The organism is Cupriavidus sp. IDO (assembly GCF_000812465.1).
GTDB lineage: Bacteria > Pseudomonadota > Gammaproteobacteria > Burkholderiales > Burkholderiaceae > Cupriavidus.
Genome location: NZ_JWMA01000033.1, coordinates 34,680 through 50,958, shown reverse-complemented (window position 1 = coordinate 50,958; position 16,279 = coordinate 34,680). Strand labels below are relative to the sequence as shown.

General features: G+C 66.2%; 14 protein-coding genes. 2 read left to right on the top strand and 12 right to left on the bottom strand.

Translation table 11 applies throughout. The features are described from left to right. Positions 1–8 precede the first annotated feature (8 nt). A complete protein-coding gene (gene rfbD, locus RM96_RS10645; RefSeq protein ID WP_039010353.1) occupies positions 9–923 on the bottom strand; it encodes a dTDP-4-dehydrorhamnose reductase in 915 nt (304 codons plus the stop codon). After that, the gene (gene rfbB, locus RM96_RS10640; protein WP_039010352.1) at positions 913–1,977 is read right to left on the bottom strand and encodes a dTDP-glucose 4,6-dehydratase; all 1,065 of its coding nucleotides are present in this window, start codon (positions 1,975–1,977) and stop codon (positions 913–915) included. Before rfbB ends, rfbD begins: the two co-directional genes overlap by 11 nt. A gap of 234 nt (positions 1,978–2,211) precedes the next feature. Between rfbB and RM96_RS10635 the strand changes: the two genes are divergently transcribed. Next, positions 2,212–3,060: a symmetrical bis(5'-nucleosyl)-tetraphosphatase gene (locus RM96_RS10635; protein ID WP_039010351.1), complete on the top strand. Its 849-nt coding sequence runs from the start codon at positions 2,212–2,214 to the stop codon at positions 3,058–3,060. Between the two features lie 37 nt (positions 3,061–3,097). Here RM96_RS10635 and RM96_RS10630 read toward each other — a convergent pair whose 3' ends face one another. The 10 genes from RM96_RS10630 to hemC form a co-directional block, all read right to left on the bottom strand. After that, complete coding sequence (locus tag RM96_RS10630) at positions 3,098–3,922, bottom strand: lysophospholipid acyltransferase family protein (RefSeq protein WP_039010350.1); 825 nt, start codon at positions 3,920–3,922, stop codon at positions 3,098–3,100. A 5-nt stretch (positions 3,923–3,927) separates the two neighbouring features. Continuing rightward, positions 3,928–5,205: a dihydroorotase gene (locus tag RM96_RS10625; RefSeq protein ID WP_039010438.1), complete on the bottom strand. Its 1,278-nt coding sequence runs from the start codon at positions 5,203–5,205 to the stop codon at positions 3,928–3,930. A 65-nt stretch (positions 5,206–5,270) separates the two neighbouring features. Further along, positions 5,271–6,242, bottom strand: coding sequence for an aspartate carbamoyltransferase catalytic subunit (locus RM96_RS10620; RefSeq protein ID WP_039010349.1), 972 nt, complete (start codon positions 6,240–6,242; stop codon positions 5,271–5,273). A 65-nt stretch (positions 6,243–6,307) separates the two neighbouring features. Next, positions 6,308–6,835, bottom strand: a complete 528-nt coding sequence (pyrR, locus tag RM96_RS10615) for a bifunctional pyr operon transcriptional regulator/uracil phosphoribosyltransferase PyrR (protein ID WP_039010348.1) — start codon at positions 6,833–6,835, stop codon at positions 6,308–6,310. Further along, positions 6,832–7,257, bottom strand: a complete 426-nt coding sequence (gene ruvX, locus RM96_RS10610; protein WP_039010347.1) for a Holliday junction resolvase RuvX — start codon at positions 7,255–7,257, stop codon at positions 6,832–6,834. Before ruvX ends, pyrR begins: the two co-directional genes overlap by 4 nt. Beyond that, the gene (locus RM96_RS10605) at positions 7,250–7,822 is read right to left on the bottom strand and encodes a YqgE/AlgH family protein (protein ID WP_039010437.1); all 573 of its coding nucleotides are present in this window, start codon (positions 7,820–7,822) and stop codon (positions 7,250–7,252) included. The genes ruvX and RM96_RS10605 overlap by 8 nt, the downstream gene beginning before the upstream one ends. Before the next feature lie 67 nt (positions 7,823–7,889). Next, complete coding sequence (locus tag RM96_RS10600) at positions 7,890–8,597, bottom strand: pseudouridine synthase (protein WP_039010346.1); 708 nt, start codon at positions 8,595–8,597, stop codon at positions 7,890–7,892. 108 nt (positions 8,598–8,705) lie between these two features. Continuing rightward, complete coding sequence (locus RM96_RS10595; protein WP_039010345.1) at positions 8,706–9,896, bottom strand: heme biosynthesis protein HemY; 1,191 nt, start codon at positions 9,894–9,896, stop codon at positions 8,706–8,708. A 2-nt stretch (positions 9,897–9,898) separates the two neighbouring features. After that, positions 9,899–11,944 carry a fused uroporphyrinogen-III synthase HemD/membrane protein HemX gene (gene hemDX, locus RM96_RS10590; RefSeq protein WP_039010344.1) on the bottom strand — a complete coding sequence of 682 codons (2,046 nt, stop codon included), beginning with the start codon at positions 11,942–11,944 and terminating at the stop codon, positions 9,899–9,901. Positions 11,945–11,953: 9 nt separating this feature from the next. Beyond that, positions 11,954–12,958, bottom strand: a complete 1,005-nt coding sequence (gene hemC, locus RM96_RS10585) for a hydroxymethylbilane synthase (RefSeq protein WP_039010343.1) — start codon at positions 12,956–12,958, stop codon at positions 11,954–11,956. A gap of 67 nt (positions 12,959–13,025) precedes the next feature. Between hemC and ppc the strand changes: the two genes are divergently transcribed. Further along, positions 13,026–16,067, top strand: coding sequence for a phosphoenolpyruvate carboxylase (ppc, locus tag RM96_RS10580; RefSeq protein ID WP_039010342.1), 3,042 nt, complete (start codon positions 13,026–13,028; stop codon positions 16,065–16,067). The last annotated feature ends 212 nt before the right edge of the window (positions 16,068–16,279 follow it).

Here is a 16,279-nt window from a genome sequence, read left to right as displayed (position 1 = left end):
GATGCCCGTTATTGGAAGATCTGATCCAGCAGGAAATGCACGCCCTGCTCCCAAGGCGCAAGATGAATGCCAAAGGCTTCCCGAAGGCGCGTCGTATCGAGCCGCGAATTTGCGGGCCGGGGAGCCGGCAGCGGATACGCCGTGGCGGGAATGGCTTCCACCTTCTCCGGATCCGCCTTCATTTCAACGCCGAGCGACCTGGCATAGCGGAGCACTTCAGTTGCATAGCCGTGCCAGCTCGTCTCACCGGCAGCGGCCAGATGATACACGCCAGAAGGAAAGTCCTCGCGTACGCCAGTCAACCAAAAGCGCGCCACGATCTGCGCAGTAACATCGGCAATCAGCGATGCCGTAGTGGGTGCGCCAAACTGGTCGGAAATAACACGCAGACTCTCGCGCTCCTTCGCTAGTCTGAGCATGGTCTTGGCGAAGTTACCGCCATGCGCCCCCGCCACCCAGCAGGTGCGCAATACGAGCGCCTGCGCACCGGATTCAGCAATGGCCGTTTCTCCTGCCAGCTTGCTCTTCCCATATACCGACTGGGGATTCGTCGCATCCGTTTCGACGTACGCGCCTGTTTTGGTGCCATCGAAGACATAGTCGGTCGAGTAATGGACCAGCAGGCTGCCTAGAGCCTCTGCCTCTTCGGCCAGCACACCCGCAGCCATGGCGTTTACCGCAAAAGCCAGTTCGGACTCGGTTTCCGCCTTATCGACCGCCGTGTAGGCGGCGGGATTGACGATCACATCGGGGCGGCATTCGCGCACCACGCGCCGGAGCTCGTCCGTGCGGGACAGGTCGCAGCTGGCATGGTCCAGCGCCACCACGCTGCCCAGCGGAGCCAGACTGCGGCGCAGTTCAAAGCCGACCTGGCCATTGCTACCGGTGACGAGGAAAGTAGGAATTGCTGCTTTATGCCGCATATTGTTTGGCGACCCAGTTCCGGTACTCGCCGGACATTACGTCCTGCACCCAGGCTTGATTATCCAAATACCACCGAACAGTCTTGCGCAGCCCGGTTTCAAAAGTCTCGGCGGGCTTCCAGCCTAACTCACGCTCCAGCTTGCGCGCATCGATCGCATAGCGGCGATCATGGCCTGGGCGATCCTTGACGAAGGCAATCTGGTCGCGGTACGAGCCATTGCTCCTGGGGCGCAGCTCGTCGAGGAGGTCGCACAGCGTGTGCACCACGTCCAGATTGGTCTTCTCGTTCCAGCCGCCTACGTTGTAGGTCTCGCCCAGCCGCCCGCGCACCAGCACTTCGCGGATGGCAGCACAATGGTCGCCCACATACAGCCAGTCGCGCACGTTGAGACCATCACCATAGACCGGCAACGGCTTACCCGCGAGAGCATTGGCGATGATTAGGGGAATCAGCTTTTCGGGGAAGTGATACGGTCCGTAGTTGTTTGAACAATTAGTGGTAAGGACTGGTAAGCCGTAAGTGTGGTGATAGGCCCGCACAAGATGGTCCGAAGCGGCCTTGGACGCCGAATACGGGCTATTGGGCTGGTAGGCGGTCGTCTCTGAGAACTGCGGATCATTAGGGCCGAGTGAGCCGAAAACCTCGTCAGTAGAGACGTGAAGGAAGCGAAAGGCAGCCTTGGCAGCTCCATCAAGCCCACTCCAGTAAGCGCGCGCGGCCTCAAGCAGTGTGAAAGTGCCGACAATATTGGTCTGGATGAACTCGCCCGGGCCGTGGATTGAGCGGTCGACGTGGCTTTCAGCAGCAAAGTGAACAATCGCGCGTGGCTTGAAGGTGGCTAACAGGGCATCCAGAGCCGGGCGGTCACAAATATCGGTCTGCGAGAAGATATGGCGAGCATCGCCCTCAAGGGAAGCCAACGTCTTCAGATTGCCGGCATAAGTCAGCTTGTCGACGTTGACGATGCCGTCGGCGTCATCCCTGCTTAGCCAGCTCAGGACAAAATTGGCGCCGATGAACCCCGCACCTCCCGTGACCAAAATATGCGACAAAGCTTATGCTCCCTGCTTCGATATGTTTCGACAACCCGACAAAAGCCGAGCGCCCACCTTGTCCCGTGGAGGACGGCGGGGCGTTAAGAACCTGCAGAAGTGACGGTATTCTATCCGAGGCAGTGCCCCGGCTAGCCCAATTGCCATGTCTTTTTGTAGCCTGTTGTAACCAATGGCCCGAATCGGGGTCACAAATCTACAAATAGAAGCGACTATTTCCCGCTGTCACTTTGGATGCACAAAATTAAAATTGCCAGTACATCACTTTTCGCCGTCGGCGACCTCCAGGGCTGCGCCGACTCCTTTTCCGATTTGATCAGGAATCTCACGGCCAACCCCACCCTCCGCTTCGTCGGTGACCTGATCAACCGCGGCCCCGCCTCCCTTCAAACTCTGCGCGCCATCCGCGCCTTGGGCAAGCGCGCCGAAACCGTCCTCGGCAACCACGACATCCACCTCCTTGCCGTCGCCGCCGGCGTCCGCAAGAAAGGCCGTCACGACACCCTCGACGACATCCTCTCCGCCCCGGATTGTGAGGACTTGCTAACCTGGCTTCGCCACCGTCCGCTCGCCCTGCTCGAAAACAACTTCCTCCTCGTCCACGCCGGCGTCCTCCCCCAATGGACCGCCAACCAGGTCATCCACCTGGCTCGCGAAGTCGAAGAGCAGCTCCAGGGCCCCAACTGGCAAGGCTTCCTGGCGGACGTCTTCGGCAATGCCGCGGATCGCTGGCACGACGGCCTGCGCGGCATCGAACGGCACCGCGTGGTCGTCAATGCCCTGACCCGGCTACGTTACTGCACAGCCGATGGCGTGATGGACTTCAAGACCAAGGATGGGCTTGGGAACGCTCCCGCCGGCTTTATGCCGTGGTTCGACGTACCGGGACGCCGTACCGAGGATGTGACCGTGGTGTGCGGCCACTGGTCGACGCTGGGCCTGGTGGTGCGCCCGAACCTGATGGCGCTGGATACCGGGTGCGTCTGGGGTGGCAAGCTGACAGCGGCGCGGCTGGCGCCGGATCCGGCGGACCGGACGATCGTTCAGGTTGCTTGCCCGCAGTATTGTGACCCACTGGCTTGATGGCGTGATCCCCGCCTGAGCGGGGACGACAGGCGGCCTAGCTGATGGCAGTGGCCGGCGCGGAAGCGCTGGCTGCGGCCGTGCTCGCGCCGTTCAACCGGCTTGCCGCGGCGGCGGCCTGTTCCTGTGCGCCCTGGCTGAGGTGGCTCACCACTTCGCGTGCCGATTCGGCGAGTTCGCGGCGGCTGTCGGATGTTGCGAGCAAGGTCGGGCCTACGGTCAGCCGGGCCTTGATCCGTGGCGCACGCAGGATCGCGTTCAGGCACTGCAGCAGGGTCAGGTCGCCGATATAAGCCGGCGCCAGCGTCGGCTTTCCTGTGGCGGCATCCAGATAGCTGAGTCCCAGCGGCTGCACCGGCAGACCGCCTGAAATCGGCGCCTGCATCAGGTTGGCGTGGAACGGGAGCACACTGGTGCCGTCGGTTGTCGTCCCTTCGGGAAATACACCGACTAGGTCGCCTTGCAGCATCACATCGGTGATGTCATGCAGTACCCGATGCGCATCGCGCTTGCGGGCGCGCTCGATGAAGATGGTGCCGGTCTTTTCGCAAAGCCAGCCGACCAGCGGCCAGCTGCGGATTTCCGACTTGGCGACGAAGCGCACGGGCTGCCAGCAATGGATGACGTAGATGTCCAGCCACGAGATATGGTTGGAAACCACCAGCGCACCGTGCCGGCTCGCGCCTTCCGGCGCCGCACCGACCACCTCGAGATCCACGTTGCAGATTCGCAGCAGCCGGCGCGACCAGCGGCGGATGTGCCATTCGCGCGAGCGGACGCCGAGCCACGGGAACACGATGGCGCAAGTCAGCACCCCGCGCAGCAGGTGCAGAACCAGTGCCGTCTTACGCAGCCAGATCATGTGGCTCAGTGGTTGTTACCGTGCACCACGTGCCCGCCGACCAGCGTCATGCGCACCTTGCCTTCCATCTCGTAGCCGAGCCACGGCGAGTTCTTGCCCTGGCTCTTGAGCGAGCGGCGTTCGACCTTCCACATCTGCTTCGGATCGAAGATGCAGATATCGGCCGGGTTCCCGACGGCGAGCGACCCCGCGGGCAGGCCGATCACGCGGGCCGGCTCGGAGGTGATGCACGCCAGCGCCTTGGCGAGCGGAACCTTGTGCTCGGTGGCCCAGCGCAGGGTCAGCGGCAGCAGCAGCTCCAGGCCGGTTGCGCCCGGCGATGCCTCGGCGAACGGCAGCAGTTTCTCGTCGTCGTCGACCGGCGTGTGGTCCGAGCAGAGGGCGTCGATGGTGCCGTCCGCCAGTGCCGTCACGATGGCGTCGCGGTCGCGGCCGCTGCGCAGTGGCGGGGAGAAGCGCATCTGCGAGTTGAAGTAGCCGATATCCATGTCGGTCAGCGAGACGTGATGGATATTGACGTCGCAAGTCACTTTCAGGCCTTCGCGCTTGGCCTGGCGCACGAGTTCGAGGCCGGCGGCCGACGACAGGCGGCACAGGTGCACGCGAGCGCCGGTGGAGCGCATCAGCTCGAAAATCGTATGCAGGCGCACGGTTTCGGCGATCACCGACACGCCCGACAGGCCGAGCCGCGACGCCACCGCCCCGCTGGCAGCCACGCCGCCGCCGAGGAACGGGTCTTCCGGGCGCAGCCACACCGTATAGCCGAAGGTCTGCGCGTATTGCAGCGCGCGCAGCAGCACCTGCGTATTGCGCACCGGCGCCTCGGCCTGGCTGAAGCCGACGCAGCCGGCCTCGGTCAGCTGGCCCATTTCGGTCAGGATTTCGCCCTTCAGTCCAAGCGTCAGCGCGCCCAGCGGGTAGACGTGGGTCTGGTTGAGCGTGCGTGCGCGGAACTTGAGCATCTCGACCAGGCCCGGCTCGTCCAGCACCGGATCGGTGTCGGGCGGGCAGACCAGGCTGGTGACACCACCGGCGGCAGCGGCGGCCACCTCCGATTCGAGCGTGGCCTTGTATTCGTAGCCGGGCTCGCGCAGCCGGGCCGAGAGGTCGACCAGGCCCGGGCACACGATCAGCCCGTCTGCGTCAATGGTCTTGTTGGCGTGGAAGTCCGCCGGCGCGCTGCCCACGCCGACGATCTTGCCGGCGGCGATGTAGAGGTCCTGCCGGGCATCGGTCTGCGCGGCCGGATCGATCAGGCGGCCGCCCTGGATGTGAATCTTCATAGCTTGGCTTGTCGTGTCGCTTGGCTTGTTCGAAGTGTTCTGGCTCGACTGCGTCATCAGTCGCTTCAGTCGCTGTTTCCTGCCACGATGCCCATCACGGCCATGCGCACGGCAATGCCGAAGGTCACCTGGTTCAGGATCACCGACTGCGGGCCGTCTGCCACGGCGGAATCGATTTCCACGCCGCGGTTCATCGGTCCCGGGTGCATCACGATGGCATCGCGGCTGGCCAGCGCCAGGCGCTCGGGCGTCAGGCCGTAGGCCTTGAAATATTCCTGTGCGGACGGCAGCAGCGCCCCGCTCATGCGCTCGTTCTGCAGGCGAAGCATGATCACCACGTCCACACCCTTGAGGCCCTCTTCCATGTTGTGGAAGACGCGCACACCCATCTGCTCCAGGCCGGAAGGCAGCAGGGTGCGAGGACCGATGGCCCGCACCTCGGGCACACCCAGCGTGGTGAGCGCATGAATGTCCGAGCGCGCCACCCGCGAGTGCAGGATGTCGCCGACGATGGCCACCGTCAGCTTGGTGAAATCCTTCTTGAAATGCCGGATCGTGTACATGTCCAGCAGCCCCTGGGTGGGGTGCGCATGGCGGCCGTCGCCGGCATTGATGACGTGCACGTGCGGCGCGACGTGTTCGGCGATCAGGTACGGCGCGCCGGAGCTGGCATGGCGCACCACGAACATGTCGGCCGACATCGCCGACAGGTTGTTGATGGTGTCGAGCAGCGACTCGCCCTTGCTGGTGGACGAGGCGTTGATGTTCAGGTTCAGCACGTCCGCCGACAGCCGCTTGGCGGCGATCTCGAAGGTGGTGCGGGTGCGCGTGGAGTTCTCGAAGAACAGGTTGAACACGCTTTTGCCGCGCAGCAGCGGCACCTTTTTTACATCGCGGTCGGAATCTGACAGCGAGACGAACTGGCTGGCGGTATCGAGGATGTGCGTGATCATGTCACGCGACAACCCCTCGATCGACAGCAGGTGCTTCAGTTCGCCGTTCTTGGTCAGCTGCGGGTTGCGGAACGTCTTGGTCATGGCTGGTCGGGCGCGGGCAAAAATCGGGGTAGGGTCTGGTCTCGATGGTGGTGGTCCGGGCCAGCTCAGGCGGCGGTGGCTTCGGTGGTGAAGGCGAACCGCATGGCGGCGCCTTCGCCCTGGTGCGACAGCACCAGTGTGCGGCCCCGCGGCAGCTCGATCTGCGCGGCGGCCAGATCGGCGGTCATCGGCAACTCGCGACCGCCGCGGTCCACCAGCACGGCCAGCGCCACGCGCGCGGGACGGCCATAGTCGAACAGTTCGTTGACAGCGGCGCGGATGGTGCGCCCGGTGGCCAGCACATCATCGATCAGCAGGATCTTGCGGTCCTGCACGTCGAACGGCAGCGTGGTCGGCTGGGCCTGGCTGTGCAGGCCCTTCTTGGCGTAGTCGTCACGATGGAAGGCCACGTTGATCACGCCGTGGTCAGGCAGCTTCAGGTCCGCCGCCAGCCGCTCGGCAATCCAGGCACCCCCGGAATAGATGCCGGCAACCGACCACTGGGCACGCTCGCCGTCCGGGATCATCGCCTGCACCTGGTCGCGCAGCGTGCGGTAGAGCGCTTCGGCGTCGGGATTGGGAATCTGGGTCATAGCAGATGCTGGTCGAAATACTGTTGCAGGATGATGCGGGCGGCTTCGGCATCGAGCTCGCCCCGGCGCGCGCCGGCCATGGCAGCGAGGCGCGAGGAATAGCGTTCATCCACCCATTCCACCGGCAGGCCGAAGCGGCCGTTGAGCTGGTTGCCGAAGCGCCGTGCAAGCCGCATCGAAGGCTGCTCGCCGCCCTCCGGGTTGTACGGCATGCCAACCACGAGTTGCACCGGCGTCCATTCCCGAATGAGCGCGGCAACGGCCTCGAAGCGACCTTCGACAGTGATATTGGGAAGGATGGTCAGGGCAGTGGCCTGCCGCGTGATGAAGTTGCCCAGCGCGACGCCGATCTTTTTTTCGCCGTAGTCGAATGCCAGGACCGTGCCGTCGCGGGGCAGTTCGCGCCCCACCTCGTCAGGCATGCCCTGCCTCGCCCGAGAGCATGGTGATGTCGATGCCCAGCAGGCGGATGGCGGCGGCGAAGCGGTCCTCGGGCGGAACGCTGAAGATGATCTCGGGGTCTGCCTGTACGGTCAGCCAGCCATTACGGCTCAACTCTTCCTCCAGCTGCCCCGCGCCCCAGCCGGCATAGCCCAGCGTGAGCAGGAAGCGATGCGGGCCGCTACCGTTGGCCACGGCTTCGAGCACATCCTTGGAGGTGGTCATTTCCAGGCCGCCGGGCACGGCCAGCGAAGAGACGTAGACGCCGACCGGGTCATGCAGCACAAAGCCGCGTTCGGTCTGCACCGGGCCGCCGAAGTAGACCGGCTGGTGCGCCACGGGCTGGATTTCGAGCTTGAGATCGATTTTGTCGAACAGCGTGGCCATGTCGATGTCGATGGGCCGGTTGATCACCAGGCCCAGCGCGCCACGCTCGTTGTGTTCGCAGAGATAGACAACGGAACCCGAAAAGGTCGGATCGGCCATGCCAGGCATGGCAATCAGGAACTGATTGGTCAGATTGATGGGTGCTTCGGGCTTCGCCATGCCTTGCATTTTATCAAATCGCCGGGGCAGTTCCGGAAAAGATTGCCGCGCGCTGCAGTGCAGCAACTCAGTCCTTGCGTGTCAGTGCCGCAAGATCCTCGGCGGTCAGCCAGCGCCACTCGCCTTCCGGCAGCGCCGGATCCAGGCTCAGGCCGCCGATGGCGCTGCGGTGCAGGCCGGTCACATGGTTCCCGGCAGCCGCCACCATGCGCTTGACCTGATGGTACTTGCCTTGCACCAGGGTCAGCCGCAGGCTGCGTTCGCCGGTGATCTCGCAGCCTTCGGCGGCGATCGGCGCCGGTTCGTCGTCCAGCTTCACACCGGCGCGCAGGGCTTCGGCCTGCGCTTCCGTGACCGGTTCCGCGGTGGTGACCTCATAGATCTTCGGCACCTTGCGCTTGGGCGAAGTCTGGGCGTGGATGAACTGGCCGTCGTCCGTCAGCAACAGCAGGCCGGTGGTGTCATGGTCCAGGCGCCCCACTGCCTGCACCTCGCGCTGGCGCAGCGGCACCGGCAGCAAGTTGTACACGCTGGGATGGTGGCGCGGGCGCTGCGAGCACTCGTAGCCGGCGGGCTTGTTCAGCATCAGGTAGGCCTTGGTGCAGGCCAGCCATTCTTCGCCGTCGACGGTCAGGCGCAGGCCGTCGACCTCGAACTGGGCGCGCGGGTCTTCGCACAGCGTGCCATTGACCTCCACCAGTCCGGCGGCGATCAGGTCGCCGCAGTAGCGGCGCGTGCCGAAGCCCTGGGATTGAAGAATGCGGTCAAGAGTCATGTCAGTCAGAAATGATGAAGGGCCCCAGCCGGAGCCCTTGGCGCACTGAACGATCGGTGCGGAATGTCGTTGCCGGCCGGGAAGCCTGTGCGGGCACCCGGCACCTGCTCACGCCGCCAGCATCGCGCTTTCGCGGTAATGCCGCTGGGCCTCGGCCGGCCGCTCGGTTTCTTCGAACAGCCTTGCCAGCGCCAGATGGGCGCGCACGCGCAGGCGGCTCTGCCGGTCCGAATCGGCATATTTCAGCGCGCGTTCGAAATTCGACTGGGCTTTGCCCCAGAGCTTTTCGCCCAGGCACAGCACACCCAGCGTGTAATAGAGATCCGCATCTGCCGGATGCTCGACCAGCCATCTCTCGGCCTGCTGGATCTGCGGCAGTGCGTGGCCGGGCTCGGCGCAGTCGGCGTATCGCAACACCAGCCTGCTGTCCCAGTTGGCCTTGAGCGCATCCTCGACGATGCGGCGCGCCTCATTCTGGCGGCCCAGCGCCGCGAAGTAGCGCGCCGCCGGCTCGGCGATGCGCGCCGTGCGCCGCTCATCGGCCGAGAGCGTGCGCCAGAAGGCGTAGAGCGCCTCGCTGTCGTTGCGCCGTTCGTCGAGCATCGCCTCGCACGCCATCTGCTTGAGGCGCAGCGCCAGCACCGGATGCAGGGCGTTGCGTTTTTCCAGCGAGCGCGCCAGGCGCAGGACCTCGGACCAGTTCTTCAGGTGCTGGTGCGCGCGCAGGGCAATGCGCTGCACGTGGATCTGGCGGCCGCCCTGCGACTGCAGCTGCGCGATGGTTTCGAGCGCGCCTTCGGCGTCGCGGGCATCGACCAGCAACTCGGCCATCGAGACCAGCCGCGCCTGCTCGCGCTCGGGGTCGGTGACCTGCGCCATCCAGGCATCGCGCCGCTCGGTTTCCTGCATGCGGTGGGCCGCGCGGGCACCGACCAGCGCCGCCGTCTGGGCCTGGTCTTCCCATGCCTGGGCGTCGCGCGCGGCGCGTTCGGCCCGGGCAAAGCGCCCGGCGAACAGGTTCTCGATCGACTCGCGCAGGGCCGCCTGGGCCTTGTTCATGCGGCTGCGTTCGCGGTAGGCGGCGGCGCGGGCCGGCATTTCCGACAGGTGCCGGACGGTGGTCAGGATGGTCCAGACGACGAAGAAGACCAGCAGCAGCAAGGCCAGCGCCAGGTTCAAAGACAGCTCGACCCGGTACGGCGGATAGAAGAGCACCACATTGCTGTGGTTGAACTGCGTGAACAGCGCCAGCCCGACGGCGCCTCCGAACAGTACCGTTACCCAGAAAAGAAGGCGCATCGCTACTCCTTCTTCAGGGCGCGCAATGCGCCAAGGCTCTCTGCCATGGTCGGCAGCTGCACCGTGACAGCGCCGGCCTGGGCTTGCTTGAGCAGGGTCAGCACCGCCTGCACGCGGCGCGACTTGGTGTCGAAATACCGGCCGATCATGGCCTGCGCGGCCGCCAGGTCGTTGCGGAACACCGGCTCGTTGCGCGACAGCAGGGCCAGCCGCGCATTGAGCAGCCGCAGCTTGACGTTCTCGCGCAGGAACCAGCCCTGGTCGCCGGACAGCAGCAGGGCCTCGGCATCATCGACCTTGCGCACGCGGATGACCTGCGCGAATTCCTCGCGCACAAAGTCCCACAGGCGCCCGAACCAGTTGCTGGCACCGCCATTGGCTGGCGCCGCCGGAGCGCCCTTCGCGGCGTCCTTGCGGGCGTCGGCCGCCTCGCTGCGCTCGAGCATGCGTTCGCTCGACAGCAGCGGCAGCGTGTCGACCTGGTTGATGGCTTCGTCCAGCTTGATCGCCGCGCCGGTCAGGTCGGTATCGGGCACCGCCTTCATGCGCGCGATGTCGCGGGCAATGGCCCGGCGCAGCAGGTTGTACTGCGGCTTGTCGGTGCGCGCCAGGCGGGCATCGGCGCTTTGCAGCGCGGCCAGCGCGACCTGCACGTTGCCGGTCAGCTGGAGCTGCTGGCCGGCATTGGTCAGCAGTTGCTGGATCTCGGCAATTTCCCAGTCGTCGCGGTTGCGCATCAGGTCCTGGTATACCTGCTCGAGCGCAGCCTGCTTGTCGCGGGTTTCACCAACCTGCCCGTCGAGCGCGCCGACCTTGGCCTGCAACTCCTTGACGGTGTCCTGCGCGTTGCGCGACAACACGCGGGTCTCCTGGACCAGCGCATCGTTGTTCTGCTGGCGCTTGGCCAGTTCTTCCGTCAGGTGGTCAACCCGTTGTTGCAGCCACCAGAAACCGCCGGCGGTGGCAACCACCAGCACGGCAACCAGTGCCCACAGGGCAGCCGGGCGGCGATGCGGCGTGCCCGCCGGCGGGAGCGGCGCCGCTGTGGGCGGCGGAGTAGCGGAGGAGGACGTAGATTCTTGCGTCACGCGTTCGACCTTCGTTGACGTTGCAGGCGGTTGTGCGGGCGGCGGTTCCGGCTCCGGCGCAGGCGCCGGCTTTGCTTCGGCAAGCTGGGCGGCGCTGGCTGGCGCTGGACCCGCATAAGAATCGGCCCACTGCGTGCATGCCGCCAGCAGACCGGCGTCGCCCGGCGCAGCGCGCATGACCCGGGTGAAACCCAGCGCGGCCGCCTGTTCGACAATTCTCGCATGCGGCGCGATGCACTGCACCTGTCTCAGGCAGGCCAGTTCCTGCGGCGACAGGTTCTGCCGGGCCAGTTCATCGAGATTGCGCACGGCTTCGGAACTGGTCAGCAGCCAGGCCTGGGGCGTTGCGCCCGCGCGCAGGCCCTCGCGCACGGCCTGCCACTGCATGGTGCCGGGCTCGGGCAGCGTGCGCTGGTAGGCCTCCACCGCGAGCACCCTTGCTCCGGCTTCGCGCAGCCGGTCGCCCAGCCAGTCGCGGCCGCCGTTGCCGCGCACGATCAGGACTTCGCGCCCGTTGAGCGCCGACGGATCCAGTTGCGCCCACAGGGCTTCGGAATCGAAGCGCGGTGTTTCGCCGTTGGCGTCGTGGTTAGTCTCGTCCGCGCCCGCCGGAGCGATGATCCGATGGCTTGGCGTGCTGATACCGCGCTCGGCCAATGCCGTCACGCTGGCCGGGCCCACCACCGCCACCGGTACTTCAGGCGGCCATTGCGGCGTGGCGCTGCCCTGCACCGAGGCCAGGGCCTCGAGCGCGTAGGCAACGGCGTTGGGACTGACGAAGACGACCAGGGCGAAATCGGTCAGCCGCGCCAGCGCGGCGCGCAGTGGCGCCTCGTCGGCGGCGGGGCCAATCGCCAGCAGGGGAAAGCCGAGCACGTCCAGGCCGGCGGCCTGCAGGGCCTCGGTCAGTTGCCGGGACTGCCCGGCGGGTCGTGTGACAACGACAGTCGGGCGGGGCATAGGCCAGCCTCAGGCAGGAGCTTGGGAATTCGGGGGATCGGCCAGCGCGGCGAGGATGTCGCCGGCGCCCAGGGACAGCAGGTCGCGGGCCACCGCGTCACCGAGCGCCTCGGCCATCGCCGCATCCGTCACCGGGCCGGCGGCGTGGGCGCGCACGCTGCGCGTGCCGTCGGGCAAGGCAGCGAAGGCATCGAGCTGCAACTGTGCGCCGTTCCAGCTGGCGTGGGCCGCCAGCGGAACCTGGCATGAACCGCCAAGCCTGCGCGACACCGCGCGCTCGGCCGTCACCGCCAGCGCGGTCGGCTGGTGGTTCAGGGGCGCCAGCCATTCGGCCAGTTCAGGACGGCCTGACGGGATCTCGATGCCGAGTGCGCCCTGCCCGGCCGCGGGCAGAGAGGCCTCGGGTCCGATCAGGGCACGGATGCGCTCGCCCAGTCCGAGCCGCTTGAGCCCTGCCGCAGCCAGGATGATGGCGCCGTATTCGCCGCGATCGAGCTTGCCCAGGCGGGTGTCGAGGTTGCCGCGCAGCGGCTTGATGACCAGGTGCGGATAGCGGCTGCGCAGGGCAGCTTCCCGGCGCAGGCTGGAGGTGCCGACCACGGTGCCCGCCGGCATCTCGTCGAGCGAGGCAAAGGCCGGCGACACCAGCGCATCGCGCGGATCTTCGCGCTCCATCACGGCCGTCAGGACGAACCCCTCCGGCAACTCCATCGGCACATCCTTGAGCGAGTGCACCGCCAGGTCGGCACGGCCTTCGGCCATGGCGAACTCCAGCTCCTTGACAAACAAACCCTTGCCGCCAACCTTGGACAAAGTACGGTCTAGAATCTGGTCTCCGCGCGTGGTCATGCCAAGAATGGACACATCGCACGCGGGATAGTATTGTTGCAATGCAGCACGCACGAATTCGGCCTGCCACATAGCCAGACGGCTCTCGCGGGAGGCAATAACAAGCTTGTGCGGAACGTTGCGAGACATAGCGGTGGAGGAAGACGGGATGGCGGGTGCTTGCATCCGCCAATGGTAGCACGCGACCCAATAGCCGCTCCGCCCCATTAAATAAGAGTACCGAGGAGATTGCATGACGCAGCATGCTGCGCGCCCCACCGGCCGACGCACCGCACCGGCCGCCCGTGAACAAGCCCCCGCCCCGGCCTCAGGCCAGAGTGACGCTAACGGCGCACCGAACCCCAAATCCCCCCGCTCCGCCGCCCGCGGCGCAGCGAAGAGCACCAGCAAGCCGAAGCTTTCAGTCGTGTCTGACAACGGAACGACCACCGCGCAGCCCGCCCGCCGCGCCGCCGACAAGGACCTGCCGCTGCGCGAGGACATCCGTTTCCTGGGCCGCCTGCTGGGCGATTGCCTGCGCGAGCAGGAAGGCGACACCGCCTTCGAAGTGGTCGAGACCATCCGCCAGACCGCCGTGCGCTTCCGCCGCGAGAACGACCGCGCTGCCGGCGCCGAGCTCGACCGCCTGCTCAAGCGCCTGTCGCGCGACCAGACCAACCAGGTGGTGCGGGCGTTCAGCTACTTCTCGCACCTGGCCAATATCGCCGAGGACCAGCATCACAACCGCCGCCGCCGCGTCCATGCGCTGGCCGGTTCGCCGCCGCAGGCAGGCAGCCTGGCGCATGCGCTGGAAGCCATCGACGCCGCCGGCGTAACCGGCAAGCAGCTGCGCAAATTCCTCGATGAGGCGCTGATCGTGCCGGTGCTGACCGCGCACCCGACTGAAGTCCAGCGCAAGAGTATTCTCGACGCCGAGCGCGAGATCGCCCGCCTGCTGGCCGAGCGCGACCTGCCGATGACCGCGCGCGAGCGTGACCACAATACGGCGCAACTGCGCGCCAAGGTCACCACGCTGTGGCAGACCCGCATGCTGCGCGACTCGCGCCTGACGGTGGAAGACGAGATCGAGAATGCGCTGTCCTACTACCGGACCACGTTCCTGCGCGGCATTCCGCAGCTGATGAGCGAGCTGGAGGAAGACATCGCAGCGGTGTTCCCGGCCACGCGCAAGCGCAAGGGTGCGGCGGGCGCCGCCGAGCCGGCACCGCTCGCGCCGTTCCTGCAGATGGGCTCGTGGATCGGCGGCGACCGCGACGGCAATCCGAACGTCACGGCCGAGACGCTTGAGCATGCCGCCGGACAGCAGTCGCGGCTGATCCTGAGCTGGTACCTGGACGAAGTACACACGCTGGGCGCCGAACTGTCGATGTCGACGCTGATGGTCGACGCGAGCCCCGAACTGCTGGCGCTGGCCGAAAGCTCGCCGGACCATTCCGCGCATCGCGCCGACGAACCCTATCGCCGGGCCCTGATCGGCATCTACGCGCGTCTTGCGGCTACCTCCAAGACCCTGACCGGGCACGCCGCGCCGCGCGACCCGGTTGCCGACGCCGAGCCTTACGCCAGCGCCGAAGCCCTGGCCGCCGACGTGCAGGTCGTGGTCGATTCCCTGCGCGCCCACCACGGCCACGCGCTGGCCAACGGCCGCATCGACGCGCTCGCGCGCGCCATCGGCATCTTCGGCTTCCACCTGGCCTCGGTCGACATGCGCCAGGTCTCGGATGTGCATGAGGCGGTGATCGCCGAGCTGTTTGCCGCTGCGGGTGTTGCCGCCGACTATGCGTCGCTGCCGGAATCGCGCAAGCTGGAGCTGCTGCTGGCTGAACTTCGCCAACCGCGCCTGCTGACCCTGCCGTGGCACGAGTACTCGGAGCAGACCCGCAAGGAACTGGCCATCCTGGCGATGGCACGTGACCTGCGCGCCCGGTACGGCAAGCGGGTGGCGCGCAACTACATCATCTCGCACACCGAAACGCTGTCCGACCTGGTCGAAGTCCTGCTGCTGCAGAAGGAAGCCGGCATGCTGCAAGGCACGCTGGGCAGCAAGACCGATCCGGCGCGCGCCGAGCTGATGGTGATCCCGCTGTTCGAGACGATCGAAGACTTGCGCAACGCCGCCGGCATCATGCAGTCGCTGCTGGACCTGCCGGGCTTCGATTCGATCATCGCGCACCACGGCGTCGAGCAGGAAGTCATGCTCGGTTACTCGGACTCGAACAAGGATGGCGGCTTCCTGACGTCGAACTGGGAGCTGTACAAGGCCGAACTGGCGCTGGTGCAGCTGTTCGAGCAGCGCAAGGTCACGCTGCGCCTGTTCCACGGCCGCGGCGGCACCGTCGGCCGCGGCGGCGGCCCGACCTACCAGGCCATCCTGTCGCAGCCGCCGGGCACGGTGAACGGGCAGATCCGCCTGACCGAGCAGGGCGAGATCATCAACAGCAAGTTCGCCAATGCCGAAATCGGCCGGCGCAACCTGGAAACGGTGATCGCGGCCACGCTGGAGGCCTCGCTGCTGCCAACGCAGAACGCGCCGAAGGACCTGGCCGCGTTCGAGGCGGTGATGCAGCAGCTGTCCGACAGCGCGTTCGCCGCGTACCGCGACCTGGTCTACGAAACACCCGGCTTCAAGGACTACTTCTTTGCCACCACGCCGATCACCGAGATTGCCGACCTGAACCTCGGTTCGCGTCCGGCCTCGCGCAAGCTGATGGACAAGAAGCACCGCCGCATCGAAGACCTGCGCGCGATTCCCTGGGGCTTCTCGTGGGGCCAGTGCCGCCTGCTGCTGCCGGGCTGGTACGGCTTCGGCAGCGCGGTCAAGGCCATGGTCGATGCCGCGCCCGACGACAAGTCGCGCAAGGCCTGCGTCACCACGCTGCGCCGCATGGTCAAGGCCTGGCCGTTCTTCTCCACGCTGCTGTCCAACATGGACATGGTGCTGGCCAAGACTGACCTGGCGGTGGCCTCGCGCTATGCGCAACTGTGCGACGACGCCGCGCTGCGCAAGAACGTGTTCGCGCGCATCAGCAAGGAATGGCACCTGACCTGCGACATGCTGGCGCTGGTCACCGGCCATCAGGAACGGCTGGCGGACAACCCGCTGCTGGCGCGCTCGATCAAGAACCGCTTTGCCTATCTCGACCCGCTGAACCACTTGCAGGTCGAGCTGCTCAAGCGCTTCCGCTCGGGTAAGGACGGCGACGACATCCGCGTACGGCGTGGCATCCACCTCACGATCAACGGGGTGGCGGCGGGGCTGCGGAATACGGGCTGATCAACTGCATGCCTGGGGTTTTCTCCCTCTCCCATGAATGGGAGAGGGGCCGGGGGAGAGGGCAGGCGCCTGCCAGCATGATGGTGCCCGGTTCACCACTTGCCGGACCCTGCGGGAATTTGAATCCCGGCAGTCCTGCCAACGCCAGCCCTCTCCCCCGCCCCTCTCCCGCAAGCGGGAGAGGGAGAAAACAATAGGTCCGTTTGCGCCCC

What these genes read in the sequence shown, in the direction of transcription:
- RM96_RS10600 (WP_039010346.1), bottom strand. Translation starts at nt 8,597, where the DNA reads ATGACTCTTGACCGCATTCTTCAATCCCAGGGCTTCGGCACGCGCCGC.
- RM96_RS10620 (WP_039010349.1), bottom strand. Translation starts at nt 6,242, where the DNA reads ATGACCAAGACGTTCCGCAACCCGCAGCTGACCAAGAACGGCGAACTG.
- ruvX (WP_039010347.1), bottom strand. Translation starts at nt 7,257, where the DNA reads ATGCCTGACGAGGTGGGGCGCGAACTGCCCCGCGACGGCACGGTCCTG.
- RM96_RS10630 (WP_039010350.1), bottom strand. Translation starts at nt 3,922, where the DNA reads ATGATCTGGCTGCGTAAGACGGCACTGGTTCTGCACCTGCTGCGCGGG.
- rfbD (WP_039010353.1), bottom strand. Translation starts at nt 923, where the DNA reads ATGCGGCATAAAGCAGCAATTCCTACTTTCCTCGTCACCGGTAGCAAT.
- RM96_RS10595 (WP_039010345.1), bottom strand. Translation starts at nt 9,896, where the DNA reads ATGCGCCTTCTTTTCTGGGTAACGGTACTGTTCGGAGGCGCCGTCGGG.
- RM96_RS10625 (WP_039010438.1), bottom strand. Translation starts at nt 5,205, where the DNA reads ATGAAGATTCACATCCAGGGCGGCCGCCTGATCGATCCGGCCGCGCAG.
- RM96_RS10635 (WP_039010351.1), top strand. Translation starts at nt 2,212, where the DNA reads ATGCACAAAATTAAAATTGCCAGTACATCACTTTTCGCCGTCGGCGAC.
- hemDX (WP_039010344.1), bottom strand. Translation starts at nt 11,944, where the DNA reads ATGCCCCGCCCGACTGTCGTTGTCACACGACCCGCCGGGCAGTCCCGG.
- pyrR (WP_039010348.1), bottom strand. Translation starts at nt 6,835, where the DNA reads ATGACCCAGATTCCCAATCCCGACGCCGAAGCGCTCTACCGCACGCTG.
- ppc (WP_039010342.1), top strand. Translation starts at nt 13,026, where the DNA reads ATGACGCAGCATGCTGCGCGCCCCACCGGCCGACGCACCGCACCGGCC.
- RM96_RS10605 (WP_039010437.1), bottom strand. Translation starts at nt 7,822, where the DNA reads ATGGCGAAGCCCGAAGCACCCATCAATCTGACCAATCAGTTCCTGATT.
- hemC (WP_039010343.1), bottom strand. Translation starts at nt 12,958, where the DNA reads ATGCAAGCACCCGCCATCCCGTCTTCCTCCACCGCTATGTCTCGCAAC.